This is a genomic window from Kutzneria chonburiensis (assembly GCF_028622115.1).
Taxonomy (GTDB): Bacteria; Actinomycetota; Actinomycetes; order Mycobacteriales; family Pseudonocardiaceae; genus Kutzneria; species Kutzneria chonburiensis.
The window spans coordinates 2264354-2280887 of record NZ_CP097263.1; the positions used below are offsets into that span (position 1 = coordinate 2264354).

At 71.6% G+C, this 16534-nt stretch carries 14 protein-coding genes; 9 read left to right on the forward strand and 5 right to left on the reverse strand.

From position 1 onward, the window contains the following. Window positions 1-53 precede the first annotated feature (53 nt). The 7 genes from M3Q35_RS10445 (at window position 54) to M3Q35_RS10475 (ending at window position 10486) form a co-directional block, all read left to right on the forward strand. Complete coding sequence (locus M3Q35_RS10445) at window positions 54-2813, forward strand: glycoside hydrolase family 3 C-terminal domain-containing protein (RefSeq protein ID WP_273941475.1); 2760 nt, start codon at window positions 54-56, stop codon at window positions 2811-2813. A gap of 81 nt (window positions 2814-2894) precedes the next feature. Then, on the forward strand, window positions 2895-4316 hold the full coding sequence (locus M3Q35_RS10450) for a S1 family peptidase (protein ID WP_273941476.1): 1422 nt from the start codon (window positions 2895-2897) through the stop codon (window positions 4314-4316). Beyond that, complete coding sequence (locus M3Q35_RS10455; protein WP_273941477.1) at window positions 4313-6448, forward strand: serine/threonine-protein kinase; 2136 nt, start codon at window positions 4313-4315, stop codon at window positions 6446-6448. Before M3Q35_RS10450 ends, M3Q35_RS10455 begins: the two co-directional genes overlap by 4 nt. Window positions 6449-6450: 2 nt before the next feature. Continuing rightward, window positions 6451-7839, forward strand: a complete 1389-nt coding sequence (locus M3Q35_RS10460) for a VWA domain-containing protein (protein WP_273941478.1) — start codon at window positions 6451-6453, stop codon at window positions 7837-7839. Further along, entirely contained in the window at window positions 7836-8909 is a 1074-nt protein-coding gene (locus M3Q35_RS10465; RefSeq protein ID WP_273941479.1) for a hypothetical protein, read from the forward strand. The genes M3Q35_RS10460 and M3Q35_RS10465 overlap by 4 nt, the downstream gene beginning before the upstream one ends. Then, window positions 8906-10147 carry an ABC transporter substrate-binding protein gene (locus M3Q35_RS10470; RefSeq protein WP_273941480.1) on the forward strand — a complete coding sequence of 414 codons (1242 nt, stop codon included), beginning with the start codon at window positions 8906-8908 and terminating at the stop codon, window positions 10145-10147. The genes M3Q35_RS10465 and M3Q35_RS10470 overlap by 4 nt, the downstream gene beginning before the upstream one ends. A gap of 12 nt (window positions 10148-10159) precedes the next feature. Next, a complete protein-coding gene (locus M3Q35_RS10475) occupies window positions 10160-10486 on the forward strand; it encodes a CU044_2847 family protein (RefSeq protein ID WP_273941481.1) in 327 nt (108 codons plus the stop codon). Between the two features lie 29 nt (window positions 10487-10515). On the opposite strand, the gene M3Q35_RS10480 is transcribed toward M3Q35_RS10475, so the two are convergent. Together M3Q35_RS10480 and M3Q35_RS10485 are read right to left on the reverse strand one after the other, a co-directional pair. Continuing rightward, window positions 10516-10959, reverse strand: a complete 444-nt coding sequence (locus M3Q35_RS10480) for a DoxX family protein (RefSeq protein WP_273941482.1) — start codon at window positions 10957-10959, stop codon at window positions 10516-10518. Between the two features lie 88 nt (window positions 10960-11047). Beyond that, window positions 11048-12052, reverse strand: a complete 1005-nt coding sequence (locus tag M3Q35_RS10485) for an acyl-CoA dehydrogenase family protein (RefSeq protein ID WP_273941483.1) — start codon at window positions 12050-12052, stop codon at window positions 11048-11050. A 114-nt stretch (window positions 12053-12166) separates the two neighbouring features. Here M3Q35_RS10485 and M3Q35_RS10490 point away from each other — a divergent pair, with 114 nt between their 5' ends. Further along, a complete protein-coding gene (locus M3Q35_RS10490) occupies window positions 12167-12415 on the forward strand; it encodes a hypothetical protein (RefSeq protein ID WP_273941484.1) in 249 nt (82 codons plus the stop codon). A gap of 6 nt (window positions 12416-12421) precedes the next feature. Then, the gene (locus M3Q35_RS10495; RefSeq protein ID WP_273941485.1) at window positions 12422-13255 is read left to right on the forward strand and encodes a hypothetical protein; all 834 of its coding nucleotides are present in this window, start codon (window positions 12422-12424) and stop codon (window positions 13253-13255) included. On the opposite strand, the gene mihF is transcribed toward M3Q35_RS10495, so the two are convergent. The 3 genes from mihF to M3Q35_RS10510 all read right to left on the reverse strand — a co-directional run bounded on the left by mihF (window position 13252) and on the right by M3Q35_RS10510 (window position 16531). Continuing rightward, window positions 13252-13563 carry an integration host factor, actinobacterial type gene (gene mihF / locus M3Q35_RS10500; RefSeq protein WP_043714162.1) on the reverse strand — a complete coding sequence of 104 codons (312 nt, stop codon included), beginning with the start codon at window positions 13561-13563 and terminating at the stop codon, window positions 13252-13254. The genes M3Q35_RS10495 and mihF overlap by 4 nt on opposite strands. A gap of 104 nt (window positions 13564-13667) precedes the next feature. Next, window positions 13668-14594, reverse strand: coding sequence for a S66 peptidase family protein (locus M3Q35_RS10505; protein WP_273941486.1), 927 nt, complete (start codon window positions 14592-14594; stop codon window positions 13668-13670). Further along, complete coding sequence (locus M3Q35_RS10510) at window positions 14591-16531, reverse strand: prolyl oligopeptidase family serine peptidase (protein WP_273941487.1); 1941 nt, start codon at window positions 16529-16531, stop codon at window positions 14591-14593. The genes M3Q35_RS10505 and M3Q35_RS10510 overlap by 4 nt, the downstream gene beginning before the upstream one ends. Window positions 16532-16534: the final 3 nt, after the last annotated feature.

The window sequence follows — 16534 nt, forward strand, 5'->3', positions numbered from 1 at the left end:
CGCTTCCAGCCGCCACTGCGCGCCTGTCCGTGTGTGCTCAGTGAGGAGAGACCGTGTCCGCACGTCGCTGGCTGGGCGTAGCCGCAGCCGTGAGCCTGACCGTCGCCGCGTTGACGCCGACAACGGCGGCCGCCGCACCGAACGCCACCTGCCCGTGGGTGGGCTCGACGGCCCCGGTGCCGCAGCGGGTGGCCCAGGTGCTGGCCCAGATGAGCCAGGCCCAGAAGATCAGCCTGCTGCACGGCGCCGGCGGCGCCTACGTGGGCAACACGCCGGCCATCCCGGCGCTGTGCATCCCGGCGCTCGGCCTTGAGGACGGCCCGGCCGGCGTGGGGGAAAACCTCAACGGCGTCACCCAGTTACCGGCGCCGGTGGCCGCGGCGGCGACGTGGAACGTCGACGCCGAGACGCAGTACGGCCAGCTGGTCGGCAGCGAGGAGGCCGGCAAGGGGGCCAACGTCAACCTGGGCCCGACGGTCAACATCGTCCGCGACCCGCGCTGGGGCCGGGCCTTCGAGTCCCTGTCGGAGGACCCGTACCTGGCCGGGCAGCTCGGCGCGGCGGAGATCCGCGGCGTGCAGGGCACGGGCGTGTTGGCGCAGATCAAGCACATCGGCGTCTACAACCAGGAGACGAACCGCAACACCCCGTCCGACAACGCGATCGTCGACAACCGCACGCTCCAGGAGATCTACCTGCCGCAGTTCCAGGCCGGCGTGCAGCAGGGCGCGGCGTCCTCGGCGATGTGCTCGTACAGCACGGTCAACGGCACCTACGCCTGCCAGAACCCGGCGCTGCTCAACGGCCCGCTGCGCACCCAGTTCGGCTTCCCCGGCTTCGTGACGTCCGACTGGGGCGCCACGCATTCCACGGTGGCCTCGGCCAACGCCGGCATGGACCAGGAGATGCCCGGTGGCGACTTCTTCGGCAGCGCACTGCAGACGGCCGTGCAGAACGGGCAGGTCACGGCGGCGACGTTGAACTCCATGGTCAGCCGGATCCTGACGGAGATGTTCGCCTTCGGCCTGTTCGACAACCCGCACGCCGGCAACACCGGCGCGACCGTGACGTCCGCCGCGCACAAGACAGCGGCCCGCCAGATCGCCGCCGAGGGCACGGTTCTCTTGCGTAACAACAATGTCCTGCCGGTGAACACGACCAACGTGCACTCCATCGCGGTGATCGGCGCGGACGCGAGCACCTCGCCGCAGACCGCAGGCGGCGGCAGCGCCCGGGTCAACTCCTCCGGCACGGTCACGCCGCTGCAAGGCATCACCAGCCGCGCCGGCTCCGGCGTGAGCGTGCAGTACGCGGCCGGCGACACCTCCGGCAACATCGCCCAGGCCGTCACGCTGGCCCGCAACTCCAACCTGGCGGTCGTGTTCGCCAGCTACAACGAGTCCGAGGGCAGCGACATCGGCACCATCGACCTGCCGGGCGTGCAGAACTCGCTGATCAGCCAGGTCGCCGCGGCCAACCCGAACACCGTGGTCGTGCTGAACACCGGCTCGGCCGTGACGATGCCGTGGTCGGACAGCGTCGCCGGCATCCTCGAAGCCTGGTACCCGGGTCAGGAGGACGGCAACGCCATCGCCTCGGTGTTGTTCGGCGACACCAACCCGTCGGGCAAGCTGCCGGTGAGTTTCCCCAAGAGCCTCAACGATGTTCCCGCGCACACCCAGGCGCAGTGGCCGGGCGGCAACGGGACCGTGCAGTACTCGGAGGGCGTGCAGGTCGGCTACCGCTGGTACCAGGCGCAGAACATCGCCCCGCTGTACCCGTTCGGCTTCGGCTTGTCCTACACCAGCTTCGCCTTCAGCAACCTCCAGATCACGCCGCTCGACGCGCACGGCAAGGCGACGGTGACCGCCACCGTGACCAACACCGGCAGCCGCGCCGGCTCCGAGGTCGCGCAGCTGTACGTCGGCGATCCGGCCAGCACCGGCGAGCCGCCCTTGCAGCTCAAGGGTTTCGACAAGGTCAGCCTCCAGCCCGGGGCCAGCACCACGGTCAGCTTCCCGCTGACCCTGCACGACCTGGCCTACTGGAACAACGGCTGGACCACGGCGCTGGGCTCGTACCGGATCGCCGTCGGCAACACCTCGGCCACCCCGCAGCTGTCCGGCACGCTCAGCGTCACCAGCACCAACGCCGGCAACACCGTCACCGTGACGAATCCCCAGGGTATGAGCAGCCCGGTCGGCACCGCGGTCAGCCTTCCCATACAGGCCACCGGAACCGGGCTCACCTTCACCGCGACCGGTCTGCCGGCCGGCCTGACGATCAGCGGTGACGGCACGATCTCCGGCACGGCCACGACCGGCGGCACCAGCACCGTGACCGTCACGGCGACCGACAGCACCGGGGCCTCCGGCGACACGACCTTCGTCTGGACGGCCACCACCGGCAACGGCGGCGGCACCGGGCACACCGGCCCGATCCTGGCCGGTGTCGGCAGCAACCTGTGCGTGGATGTCCGCTCCGCCAGCACGAACAACGGGACGCCGGTGCAGATCTACGCCTGCAACGGCTCCGGCGCGCAGACCTGGACGGTCGGCTCGGACGGCACCGTGCAGGCGTTGGGCAAGTGCATGGACGTCAGCGGCGCCGGCACCGCCAACGGCACCAAGGTCCAGCTGTACGACTGCAACGGCACCGGCGCCCAGCAGTGGCAGGCCCAGAACGGCGGGCTGGTGAACCCGAATTCCGGGCGCTGCCTTGATGATCCGTCGGCGTCCACGGCCAACAGCACGCAGTTGCAGATCTGGGACTGCAACGGCCAGCCGCAGCAGCGCTGGCAGCTGCCGGCCTGAGTCGCACGCGGATCCGCCGACCGGGTGATCGTCGGCGGATCCGCGATGCGGCGGAACCGGCCGCCGTAAGGTGCGCAGACGGTGAGCATCGACGCTGAATCCGCAGCCGGGCGATCTCCCGACGCTGAACCGTGGCGGCTTCGCCTCAAGGACAGCCGCGGCACCATTCTCGGCGCCGGCATCGCCCTGACCGGCGGTGCCGTGCTCACCTGCGCCCACGTCGTCACCAAGGCCCATGACTACGGCGAGAACGTCGAGATCACCGCCGAATGGGTCGAGCTCGGCACGTCGGCGACGGCCACGATCGTGCCCGGCTGCTGGGCCCCGACGCTGCCCGGCGGCGGCGCGGACATCGCCCTGCTCCAGACGACGACCGACCTCCCCGGGGCCACGCTGCACCGCCTGCCGGCGCCGCGCAACCGGACCGTGCACGCCTTCGGTTTCCCGGCCGAGCACGACTTCGGCATCTGGGCCTCGGCGGTGCTGGCCGGCACCGGCGGCCCGGACTGCGAGTGGATCCAGCTCGACCACACCGAACTCGGCACCCGCATCCGCCCCGGTTTCAGCGGCGCGGCCGCGCTCGACGACGTCAGCGGCGCGGTCGTCGGCATGGTCGTCACGAGCTTTCGCGACCGGGACTCCAAGCTGGCCTGGATCATTCCGGTCGACACGCTGCGCCGGCACGTTCCCGCCATCGACCGGTGGATCGGCGACGACGTCGAGGCCGACGGCTGGCAGCCGACGATCGGCGTGCTGGTGATCCAGATCGGGTCGCTGTCCTCCGACCGGGTCGTCGACGCCAGCGGCAAGTCGACCGCCGAGCTGTCCCAGGCCGTCCGCCCGATGGACCGGCACGTCTCGCTCGGCTTCGCCGGTATCGAGCAGGCCCAGCAGCCCGAGCAGGTGCTGGACGACGTGGTCGCGCCGCTGGTCCGCCAGGGCGCGACGGTCGTGCTCCAGTTCGACGACGGCTCGTCCCCGTCGGCCATGTTGGCCAAGCAGTGGCAGCTCGACGCGCTCCAGCACCGGGTCGACGACCTGGCCCGCGGCGTCGAGCATCTGACCGAGCACGAGAACCGGGCCCGCCGCCGTCGGGCGATGATCCGCACCCGCTTCACGCCGCGGCCGAACCTGGCCGACATCCCGGCGCTGGCCGCGGAACTCGAGCTGCCGCTGGCCATCCTTCGCTCCGGCGTCCGTGACCAGGACGCCGCCCGACTGGCTCGGGCGCTGCACCACTACGAGCGCGAGCTGGTCGACAGCCTCGACGCCGTCAAGCAGGCCGGCGAGGAGAACGACGCCGCGCTGAAGGACTTCGAGCTGCTGCGCGGCCTGCTGATCAGCTACAACGCCAAGGCCGCCGAGCACGGCCTGATCGAGGACGCCGCACTGGCCGCGATGTACCGGGCCGCGCTGGCCGCCCTCGACGCCCATCCGTGCGTGCTGACCACCGCCCATGACCGAGTCCATGCCTACGTCGCGGAGGTGCGCCGGCGGACATGACCGACACGATGTGTTGCGGCCAACCTGTTGCCCCGACGGGGTTCTGTGACGTCTGCGGGCAACGCAAGATCGCCAAGCCCGTGACCCACGAGGAGCCGGCACCGCCGCCCGCGACGAGCTCCTGGGGCGGCACCGACGTCTACGCCCTGTCCTCGGTCCCGGCCGGCGACCCGAGCCTGCTCACCGATCCCGGCTACCCCGAGCGCCGCCAGTTCTGCGGCCACTGCCACCAGGCCGTCGGCCGCGCCATCGGCGACCAGCCGCCGATGGTCACCGGTTTCTGTCCGAACTGCGGCACGCCGTTCTCCTTCGTGCCCAAGCTCGAACCCGGCGCGGTCGTCGGCGACCGCTACGAGGTGATCGGCTGGCTGGCCCTCGGCGGCCTCGGCTGGCTCTACCTGGCCCGCGACCTTGACCTGCCCGACCTGCGGGTGGTGCTCAAGGGCGTGATCAACCCGAACGACGTGACCGGCCGGCAGCTGGCCCGGCGCGAACGCGACGTGCTGACCCGCCTCGACCACCCCAACATCGTCCGGATCATCACCTACGTCGACGAGTACATCGTCATGGAGTACGTGGCCGGCCGGACGCTCCAGGAGATGCTGGACGCGGACGAGCCGCTGCGGCTGGAGGACGTCACCGCCTACGGCCACCACATCCTGTCCGCGTTGCAGTACCTGCACGACCTCGGCCACCTCTACTGCGACCTCAAGCCGGACAACGCCATGCACACCGGCACCCGGCTCAAGGTCATCGACCTCGGCGCGACGCGGGCCATCGGCGACCGGGGCGGCGCGATGGTCGGCAATGCCAACTTCCGAGCGTCCGACGACGAGATCGCCCGGCACGGCCTGACCGTGCGGTCCGACGTGCACACCGTCGGCAAGACGTTGGAGGTCCTGCTCAAGCACGCCACCAGGCACGAGGCCGACATGGACCGGGTCCGGTTCGCCGTCGACTCCATGACCCGGCTGATCACCCGGGCCGTCGCGCCGTACGAGCAGCGGTTCGCCACCGCCGCGGAGATGTCCGAGCAGCTCGACGGCGTGCACCGGGAGTTGTTGTCGCTGCGGCAGCACAAGCCGCACCGGATGGAGGCAACGCGGTTCGCCAACACCCACGAGCTGCTGGACACCGGCCTCGGCGCGGTGCCGGGCCTGGACCGCTGGACGCAACGGGAGAAACCGGACGGCGCCATCGAGGACGGTCTGCCGTCCGCACCGGTCGCGGCCGCTCGGCTCCCGGTGCCGCAGCCGGCGGAGTCCGATCCCGTGATGAAGTTCCTGGCCACCAGGTCCGTTGCCGCGCCACGGCAGCTGCTGCGGGAGTACGAGGAGTTCCCGGCTCGGTCGGTCGAGCTCGACCTGGCGGCCGCCCGCGCCCACATCGAGCTCGGCGAGACCGACGAGGCCGGCGAACGCATCGACCGGGCCGCGGCGATGCTGCGCGAATGGGCCGAGCACGACTGGCGGATCTCCTGGCACCGTGGACTGTTGGCCTTGGCTTTGAACACCGTGCCGGCCGCGCTGGCCGCCTTCCGCAAGGTCTACGACGACGTGCCCGGCGAACTGGCGCCGAAGCTGGCCATCGGCTTCTGCCTTGAGCGGCAAGGACAACTGGCCGAGGCCGAGCGCCACTACCGGGTGGTCTGGTGGCGTGACGACGAACAGGCCAGCGCCCTGTTCGGGCTGGCCCGCATCGCCCTGCGGCAACGGGACCGGGCCGGCGCGGTGGCGGCGCTGGACGAGCTGCCCCGCCTGTCCCGACACTACGACGCGGCTCAGGTCGCGGCGGTCCGGGTGCTGCTGGCGCGCATCGGCGGCGAGCTGCCATCGGTGGCCGACATCGACGCCGCCGCCGACCGTCTGCCGCGGCTCTATCTCGACGGCGGCGAGGACAACGGCGAGACCCGGGTCCGGCTGACCACCACGTTGTACGAGGTCGCGCTGGCCCGGCTGGACCAGACCGGCAGCTGGCCGGGCGGGGCGCTGCTCGGGCGGCCGGTGACCGACGGCGGCCTGCGCGACCGGCAGGAGGCGGCGCTGCGGGTGCTGGCCGATCACGCCGACATCGCCCGCAGCCACGTGCTGATCGATGCGGCGAACACCGTACGGCGACGGACGAGGACGTGACGGTGAGCGAATTCTTCCTAGAGCTGAGCCAGAACAAGTATCTGTCCACTTCGGACACCAACATGCACGCGGCGCTCGCGGTCCGGGCCGACGGCGTCGAGGGCGCGACCGTGCGGCCGGCGGCCGAGGTGCTGGTGGTGGACTGCTCCAGCTCCATGGACTGGCCGCCGACCAAGATCGCCAACGCCCGCCGGGCCGCCGCGGCGGCGGTCGACGCGCTGCCCGACGGCACGTGGTTCGCCCTGGTGGAAGGCACCGGCCAGGCAACCATGCGCTTCCCGGACACCCCTCGACTCGTGCAGGCCGACGAACACACCCGCCGGCAGGCCCAGGCCGCCGCCCGGCATCTGATCGCCCAGGGCGCCACGGCCATGAGCACGTGGCTCACGGCGGCCCGCAGCCTGCTCGACCAGCATCCCGACGCCGTTCGGCACGCGCTGCTGCTGACCGACGGCCGCAACGAGAGCGAGTCGGCCGAGCGCCTGCACACCGTCCTTGACGCCTGCGAGGGGCAGTTCACCTGTGACGCCAGGGGAATCGGCGACGACTGGGAGCCGGCCGAGCTGGAGCGCATCGCCGGCGTGCTGCGCGGCACGGCCGACGCCGTGCTGGAGGACCACGACCTGCCCGAGGAGTTCCGCCGGCTGATCCGGACGGCCACCGACAAGGCCATCCCGGACGTGCGGCTGCGGATCGTGCTGCCGCCCTTCACCCGCGTCGCGGTGATCCGGCAGGTGGTGCCGACCGAGATCGACCTGACCGACCGGGTCGCGGCGGTCAAGCGCGGCACCGTGGAGGTGTCCACCGGCGCGTGGGGCGAGGAGACCCGCGAGTACCACCTGAGCCTGGCTGTCGACCTGGCCGGCCGCCCGCACTTCCAGGACCTTCAGCTGGGACGGCTGGAGCTGGTGCCGCCGGACGACGCCGTCACGGTGCCGGAGCCGGTCGCGGTGCTGGGGCACGTCACCGAGGACGACCGGCTGTCCACCCGCATCGACGAGAACGTGCTGCGCCACACCGTGCAGGCCGACCTGGGCCGGCACATCAAGGCCGGCTGGATCCGGTTCGGCGAGGACGACCGGGCGGGCGCGGAGGCCGAGTGGCGTGAGGCGGTGCGGCTGGCGACCCGGCTGGGCAACGAGGAGATCCTGCGCCGCCTGGGGCGATTGGTCGACATCGACGGCGACGACGTCACGCTCAAGGAGGGCATCCGGCCGCGGGACGGCTTCTCGGCGGTGCTGAGCCTGGCCAGCTCCGCCACCTCGGGCCGGCCGGTGACGCCGGCCGTCACCAACGGCAAGCCGCGCACCTGCCCGAACTGCCCGGCGCTGTCGCCGCCCGGGGCGAGGTTCTGTCAGAACTGCCGCTACGAGTTCGAGGTCGCGCCATGACGGAGCGAACCAGCACCACCCGCCGCGACCTGCTGCGGTTACGCCTCGGCCTGCTCGGGCTGACCGTGGTGGTGCTGGCGATGTCGGTGTGGTCGTTCGCCGCCACGCAGTCCGTGCTGGGCACCGTGCGGGATCGGACCGCGCCGGCCGTGCTGGACGTTGCCGCGGCGCGGTCGGCGTTGATGGGGGCGCACTCGGCCGCCGTGGGCAGCTTCGTGCACCAGGGCGCGACGCTGGTCGGCCCCGGCGAGGAGTACACGGCCGACCTGGCCGTGGCCGAGCAGGACCTGGCCCGCGCTGCCGGGGACAACGCGGGCGGGTCGACCGGCAGCGGCGAGCTTCAGCTGATCGCTGGTCTGCTGACCACGTACAGCGGGTGGATGAGCCAGGCCGGCACGCACTTCCGCGACGGCACGCCGGCGCTGTACGCGACCGATCTCTGGTACGCGGCGCGATCGCTGTACGGCAGCGAGCAGACCCTCGCGCACATCACCCACCTGGCCGACCTGCAACGCACCGAGCTCGACGAGCAACTGTCCGGCGGCTGGCTGAACCCCTGGACCGTCCTGGCCTGGGCCGTGCCGTCGGCGGCGCTGGCCTTCCTGCTCTGGTTCACCCAGCACCACCTGTGGCGGAAATTCGGGCGGCGGTTCAACCCCGCCCTGCTCGGGGCGTCCGCCCTGCTGGTGCTGCTGGTCGCCGCCACGGCCAGCCAGTTCCTGCTGGCCGGCCGGGCGCAGACCGCCGGCGCCGCCCTCACCTCGTACGTCACCAGCACCGACCAGCAGTCCGACGCTGTGTCGGCCGACGCCCAACACAGCCTGATCCTGTTCGTACGCACGACCTGCGATCAGACCGGTTGCGGCGCAACGCTTCCCGACACGCCACCGCCGCAGCAGCTGACGCTGCCGCCGACCACCACCACGGCCTCGGCCATCACGACCGGGTTCACCGACGCCACCGACCTCGGCTGGCTGCTCGTGCTGATCCCGGTGCTGGCCCTTGGCGTCGCCGGCCTGTCGCTGGTCGGCCTCCAGCCCCGTATCGACGAATACCGGTACCGGCCATGAAACTGCCCAAGATCCTGCTGGCCGCCGCGCTGGTCGCCGGCCTGCTCACCGGCTGCTCGGCCCGAGCCACGCTGACCGTGCTCGGCCCGTGGAGCGACGCCGAGGAGCAATCGTTCCGGGCGGTGTTCGCCGACTTCGAGGCCGAGCACAACGTCACCATCGACTACATCGGCACGCCCGCGGTCAACCAGGTGCTGCAAGCCGACGTCCAAAAAGGACAGCCGCCGGACGTGGCCGTGCTGACCAGTCCCGGCGAACTCGCCCGCTACGCCGCCAGCGGCGGCCTGCGCAAGATCGCCGGGGTGTCCGACAGCGAGTACAGCCAGCAGTGGCGGACCCTGCTCCGGCTGGGCACCCCCGACCTGTACGCGGTGCCGGTGAAGGCCGACCTCAAGAGCATCGTCTGGTACAACGCGCACACCCCGCCGAGCCCGGTTCCCTCGACGTGGCCAGGACTGCTGGACTACACGGCCAAGGTGAAACCGGCCTGGTGCCTGGGCATGGAGGCGTACTCCACCTCGGGCTGGCCCGGCACCGACTGGATCGAGGACATCCTGCTGCACCAGGCCGGCCCCGACACCTACGCGGACTGGGCCAGCGGCAAGCTGTCCTGGAAATCCGATGCCGTGCGGGCGGCGTGGACGACGTGGGGCCAGCTGCTGGCCGCGCAAGGCGCACCCGGCCTGCGCACGGCCGCGCTGCTCACGTACTTCGGCGACGCCGGCAAGCAGATGTTCGCCACGCAGCCGGGCTGCCACCTGGAGCACCAGGGTTCCTTCGCCACCGGCTCGTATCCCAAGGACGCCGCCGCCGACTTCTTCCCGTTCCCGACCATCGGCCCGGTGCCGGAATCGTGGGAGGTCTCGGTCAACCTGGCCGGGCAGTTCACCGACAACCCCCTGGCGGCCGACTTCATGGCCTACCTGGCCGGCGCGCGGGCGCAGGCGGTGTGGCCGGCCCGCCAGGACAGCAGCGCCTTCTCGGTGAACCAGCAGGTGCTGGCGGCCAGCGTCTACAAAGGACCGGTCCGTACGCACATCGCGCAGGTGTTGGCCTCCGCGCAGCACCTGTGCCTGGACGCCTCGGACGTGATGCCGGCGGCGATGGCCGACGCCTTCTCCCGGGCGGTGCTGGAGTTCCTGGGCGATCCGAGCCGGCTGACGGACATCCTGTCCGGGTTGGACAACGTTCGGACCGGCGTCGCCGGGCAGGGCAAGCTGACCGAGCCGTGTGGCTGAAGGGGGCCGATGATGACCGAGCTGATGCGGATTCCGTTGGAGCGCGGGGGAGAGGTGTACGTCGAGGCCGAACCGGTGCCCGGCCTCGAGCGGGCCGGGCGGGTGGCCGATCTGGTCGAGGACGCGTCCCAGTCGTTGGAGCAGGCGCTGCGGCGGGTCCGGGACGCCGCGGCGGCCGCGGTCACGCAGTTCGTCGAAATGGCCGAGAAGCCCGACGAGGTGGAACTCAAGTTCGGCCTCAAGCTCGACGCCCAGGCCGGCGCGATCATCGCCCGCACCGGGATGCAGGGGCACTTCGAGGTGAAACTCAAGTGGCGCGCCAACGCCGAAACGCCCTGACCGGCGGCCAGGGCGAAAAGGCTTGGGGTTCAGCGCTTCTTGAGGATGTCCACGCCCAGCGCGGTGCGCAGCGCGGCGTTGCGCAGGTACAGACCGGCCCACACGATGATCGCGACATAGACCGGGGACAGGATGGTGGAGAACAGCGGGAGCTCCAGGCGCAGGTTGGAGCACAGCGCGCCGCCGAGGTACGCGGTCTGCACGATCGCGCCCAGCACGGACGTCTTCGGGATCACGTACAGCACCAGGCAGCCCAACTCCAGGACCCCGATCAGCACGGCCTGGTAGGCCGGGAAGCCGGCCTGCTGGAAGGCCTGCGCGACGAAGTCGGGGTTCATCAGGTGCATCGTGGCGTCCATCAGCAGGAACGCGACGGCGAGCACGCTCAGGCCGCGGCCGATCTTGGTGGCGACCGGGGTCTTGGCCTTCGCGGCGGTCGTGGTGACGGTGGCGGGAGTGGCGATCGCGGTCATCTCGGGGCTCCTTCGAGGGGGTCTGTTGTGCTCTCACCCCTGCGTCGGACGGGACCCACCCCGGATCGACACGGTCACCAGAAGTTTTTCAGGAGATTTTTCCGAAGGTCGCCAGCAGGCCCGCCTTGATCTCCGGCCGACCGGCCGCGACCAGCAGGAACGTCGCCTCGCGAACCAGACGCTGGGCGTGGTTGCCGGCCAGGATGCCGCGGCTGCCGGTCGCCGCCACCAGCGCGCCGGCCGACCGGTAGGCCAGGTCGATGGCCGCGACCCGGGCCGCCGGCATCGAGTCCTGGTCGATCAGGCCGCCGTCCAGCCGATCGCGCGCGTCGCCGATCTCCTTGCGCAGCCGGTCCGCGATCTGGCCCTGGCCGGCCTCCTCGATCAGCCGGGCCGCCCGGTCGGCCACGCCCAGCGGGGCACAGCCGTTGAGCCGGGACGCGAAGGCTGCGTTGCCGGCCACGAACTCCTCGTACGACACCGTCGAGTAGATCCGCTCGTCCGGCACGAAGAAGCCGTCGAAACTCAGGTGCACCGTCGCTGTGCCCTGGGCCGCCACCAGGGTCAGCGGCTGCGCCGTCACGCCGTCGGCCTCGACCGCGTCGACCACGGCGTTGACGACCGTGTCGCCGTCACGGCCGGCCACCTGGACCAGGTCGATGATCCCCCAGCCGCTGACGAACGGCGCCTCGCCGTCGTAGACGTAGCCGCCGTCCACCCGTCTGGCCCGCACCTTCGGCACCGGCGGGATCACCGCCGCGTACGCCACGCCGCCCTTGAGCCGCCCCGCCGCCAGGTCGTCCAGGTACCGCTCGCGCAGCGCCTCGTTCGTCGAGCCGTAGATGCCCCGGGCCAGGCCCAGATGCTGGATCCAGGTGAACATCGTCGTCAGGCAGCCGCCCGCGACCGCCTCCAGGATCGCCACCACCTCCGGCAGGCCCAGCGCCTCGTCCACGGAGATCCCGTAGAACCCCTCCGCCGCCAGCCGCTCGAAGTGGCTGCTCGGCACCACACCCGCCCGGTCGACCTCGGCCGCCGCCGGGAACAGCACCTCGTCCGCGATGGCCCGCGCGCGGGCGACCAGATCAGTCATGTCCGCCAACTTAGGTCGGCCGGGGTCCGCGCGCACCGGATCAGCCACATTGTGAGGGGCGTCCCGGCGGAAAATCTGTCGCCCCACCGGCCGGTCACCGACAGACTCGCCGCCATGGGGTCGGTTCTGGTCAACTTCGTCTACGCGCAGCCGGTCGGCCACGCGATCGAGGCGCTGCACTACGCCAACGGCTATCACACGGCGGATCCGAGCCGTCGGATCGGCGTGGTGCTGAACGCGAACACGCCGGCGGAGCTGGCCACCTGGTGCCCGTTCATCGACGAGGTCCACACCATCGACCTCGACCTGTTCGACCCGGCCACCGACACCCGCGACCAACTGGCCAAGATCGCGCCGGACTAGGACTGCGTGGTCAACGACTACCGGTCGGCGCAGGCCGAGCAGCGGGCGATCTTCCCCGGACTGGCGGCGTACTACGACCAGGCCAACGCTTACTTCACCGGTACGAAGGGCTTCGCCGGCTTCAAACTGCCGCCCTCATACGCGCCGAGGCAGCCGCTGCGCCTGGACCTGCCGAAGACCGAACGGCACGGGTTCACGGTGCTGCTCGGCGGCAGCGCCGACCGGCACATGTACCCGACGGTGGCGTCCTGGCGGCTGATCCTGACCGAACTGGCGCAACGCTTCCCCGGCACGGACATCCGCCTGCTCGGCCGGCTGGCCAAGGACGGCCGCACCAGCACGACCTACAGCCGCGACGAGTACGAGCAGCTCGCGGCGACCGTGCCCGGCGCACGGCTGGCGCTGGACCTGCCGCTGCGGGACCAACTGTGCCTGGTCGGCGCGTCGAAGGTCTTCCTCTCGCCGCACACCGGGTTCGGCATGGCCGCGCTGGCCACCGGCACCCCATGGCTGTGCCTGTCGGGCAACCGCTGGCCGGAGTTCTGGTTCAACGACGGCGTGCCGTTCTACTCCGTCCTGCCGGACCGTGTGCGCTTCCCCAGCTACACGGCGCTCGGCCCGGAGCCGGAGCCGGTCGAGGACGAAGGGCAACGCACGCCGAGCATGTCGGCCGCCCGCATCCGGGCGGACCTGCCGGAGTTGCTCGACGCCGCGACGCTGCTGCACGACGGCGAGCTGGACTTCCCGGCCGCGCTGGCCGGTCACCGCGACCGGCTGGACCGGTGCTGGGGCGGCGACCGCTCGATGATGTGGTCGATCGACAACGTGCTCGTGGGCTAGCTGACCGCGGCGAGCAGCGCGCTGCGCTGCGCGGTGCCGACACCCCCGACCCGGCGCGACTCGGCGATCTCGCAGCCGCGCATCAGCTCGGCGGCGCGCACCGGTCCGACTCCCGGTAATGCCTTGATGACGGCGATGATCCGCGTCTTGCGGACCACCTCGTCGGTCTCGGCGCGCTCGAACACTTCCGGCAGCTGCACGGTCCCCGCCTTGAGACCGGCCAGCAGTTCGGCGCGGGCCTTGCGGGCGCGCTGAGCCTTGGCCAGCGCCTCGGCACGCTGCTGGGCCGTGAGTGCGGGCAGAGCCATGGTGATCCCTTCGACGTCGATGCGGTGATGCGGCGACCTCCGATAATGGCCTCGACTTCGCCGCTGGCACGGACATTCGACGATCTGCGAAAGAAACCACCCGGTCAGCGCAACGCGGACGACCGCATGGTGAGGGTTCCGGACACCGCGTCCAGGTCCCCGACCAGTCCCAGCGGCACGGTCAGCGCGGCCGGGCAGTGCCCGAAACCCATTTCCCACCCAATGGGCACGCCCAGTCCGCCGAGCCGGTCGAGCATCATCGCGCGCACGTGCGCCAGGTCCCCGCACTCGGTCCACGACCCCAGCGCGATGCCGGCGACGCGATCGAACCAGCCCGCACGCAGCAGTTTCGTGATGATCGCGTCCAACCGGTACGGATCTTCGGTCACGTCCTCGAGCACGACGACGGCCCCGTCCGGCACCGGCGACGCCGTCGGCGCGGCCAGTCCGGCGGCCAGCAGACTCGCGTTGCCGCCGACAACCACACCCGAGGCGGTGCCCGCAACAAGCGGGCCCGCACCCGGCCGGGTCAACACCCGAACGGTCTCAGGTTCGAACACGGTCGAGTGAAGATGGCGTTGGGCCTGCTCGTCGGCGGTGAAGGCCAGCGTGGCGATCATCGGCGCGAACAGCGTCACGAGCCCCAGCCGGGCGCCGAACTGCTCGTGCAGCACGGTCACGTCGCTGGAGCCGGCGAACACCTTCGGCCCGGCGGCGGCCATCGCGTCCCAGTCGACCAGGTCGACCATCCGCAGACAGCCGTAGCCGCCGCGGACGCAGAACACGGCCGCGACTTCTGGATCGCACCAGGCTTCCTGGAGATCGGCGGCCCGGTCGGCGTCGGTGCCGGCGAGGTAGTCCAGCGTCGGATGCCGGTCCAGCACGTGCTTGCCCACCCGCACCCGCAGACCCCACGACTGCACGATCTCGATACCAACCTGAAGCACCTCGGGTGGCGGCGGCCCGGCCGGCGCGACCAGGCCGACCAGATCCCCGGCCCGCAGCCGCGCCGGGCGCACTCGATCCGTCACGTGTGCAGCGCCAGCCGCGGCACGTCGGCCGGCTCGAACTCCAGCACCTGCCCGTAGAACGACAGCTCCGCCTCCAGCGCCGCCTTGATCGTCTCGGCCCGGCGGAAACCGTGCTGCTCACCGGGGAAGCCGATGTAGGCGTGCCGGATGCCCAGCCCGTCGATGGCCCGCGCGAACGCCTCGGTGTGGGCCGGCGGGCAGACCTCGTCCTCAAGGCCCTGCAACAGCAGGATCGGCCCGGTCAACTTGTCCGGCCGCTCGCTGGGGGAACGCTCCAGGTAGAGCTCGCGGCTGGTGGCCAGCGGGCCGATCAGCCCGTCCAGGTAGCGCGACTCGAAGTCGTGGGTCTCGCCGCTGGCGAAGGCGACCATGTTGATGGCCGGGAACATCGCGTTGCCGCAGGCGAACGGCGACGGCATGGTCATCGCCGCGGCCGTGGTGTAGCCGCCGGCGCTGCCGCCCCGGATGGCCAGTCGCGCCCGGTCGGCGCTGCCCTCGTCGGCCAGCGCCAGCGCGACCGCCGCGCAGTCCTGCACGTCGACCACGCCCCACTGGCCACGCAGCCGCTCACGGAACTTGCGGCCGTAGCCGGTGGAGCCGCCGTAGTTGACCGCCACGACACCGATGCCGCGGCTGGTGAAGTAGGCGAAGTTCAGGCTCAGCGTGCCGGAGACGCTGCCGGTCGGGCCGCCGTGGACGTGGATCAGGTACGGCGGCCGCTCGCCCTCGGGCGCGGCGAAGTCCGGGTTGGTCGGCGGGTACACGAACGCCGGGATGCGCTCCCCGTCCGGGCTGGTGAAGATCCGTTCCTGCGGCGTCGGCAGGTACGTCTCGTCCAGCGGCAGCGCGGGGCCGGCGGTCAGCTCGACCAGATCGCCGGTGGCCAGGTCCAGCCGTGCCACCACGCCCTCGGTGTGCGGGCCGGCGGCGATGCCGACGACCACGCCGTTCTCGGCGGCGATCTGCCCGTGCCACACCGGCAGGTCCGTCTCCACGTCGGTGACGGTGCCGCTGCGCTCGTCCAGCACGGCCAGGGCGGTGCCGCGCACGATGACGTGCCGGCCGTTGCCCAGCGGCGCGAACCAGCTGCCACCCAGCCGCCACAGCGGCCCGCCCAGTTCTTCCTCGCACGGCGCGAGGTTGGTCGCCGTCCCGTCCAGGGTGACGCGGTGCAGGTTCCACCAGCCCCGCGGGTCGGTCAGCACCAGCAGCGAGTCCGGGCTCTCCCAGCGCAGCTGGCACACCGACTCGGCCGGGCCGCCGGCCAGCACCCGGTGGTCGCCGATCTTGCCGTCCTCGGTCAGCTCGGCCACGCACAGCTCGGTGCCGTCCCACGGCATCGCCGGGTGGTTCCAGCCCAGCCAGGCCACGTGCCGGCCGTCCGGCGCGGCCTGCGGCGCGGACATGAAGTGGTGGCTCGCGGCCAGCACCCGGACCTGCTGCGAGCCGTCGAGCGGCAGCGCCACCAGGTCACGGCGCACGTCCACCGAGGCGTCGCTCACCTGCGTCTCCCGCACGCACCAGACCTCGGTGCCGTCCGGGCTCGACCTCAGGTCGGCGTAGCGATCACAGTGCTCGCGGGCCGGCTCCGGGCTGATCGGCGACGGCGCAGCGGTGTCCGCCGGGTCCACCGCGTACACCCGCTGATCGACCCAATGGGTGAAAACGATCTTGTCGCCGACGAAGGCCCACGGCCGGCCGCCGTACTCGTGCACCCGGTTTCGGGCGTTCCACGGCGCGTCCAGCACCTGCCGCGGCTGCTCGCCAGGGCCGCCCGAGCGCATCAGCGCCACCCGGCCGCCCTCGTCGGGCCGGCTCTCCGCCCACCAGGTCTCCCCGTCCCGCAGGTCGACCCACTGCACCGAGCCACCCGCCGCGGCCACGTCCTGCGCGGCCAGCGGGGACACCCATGTTCCGTACGACGCGATCTTCACCACGGC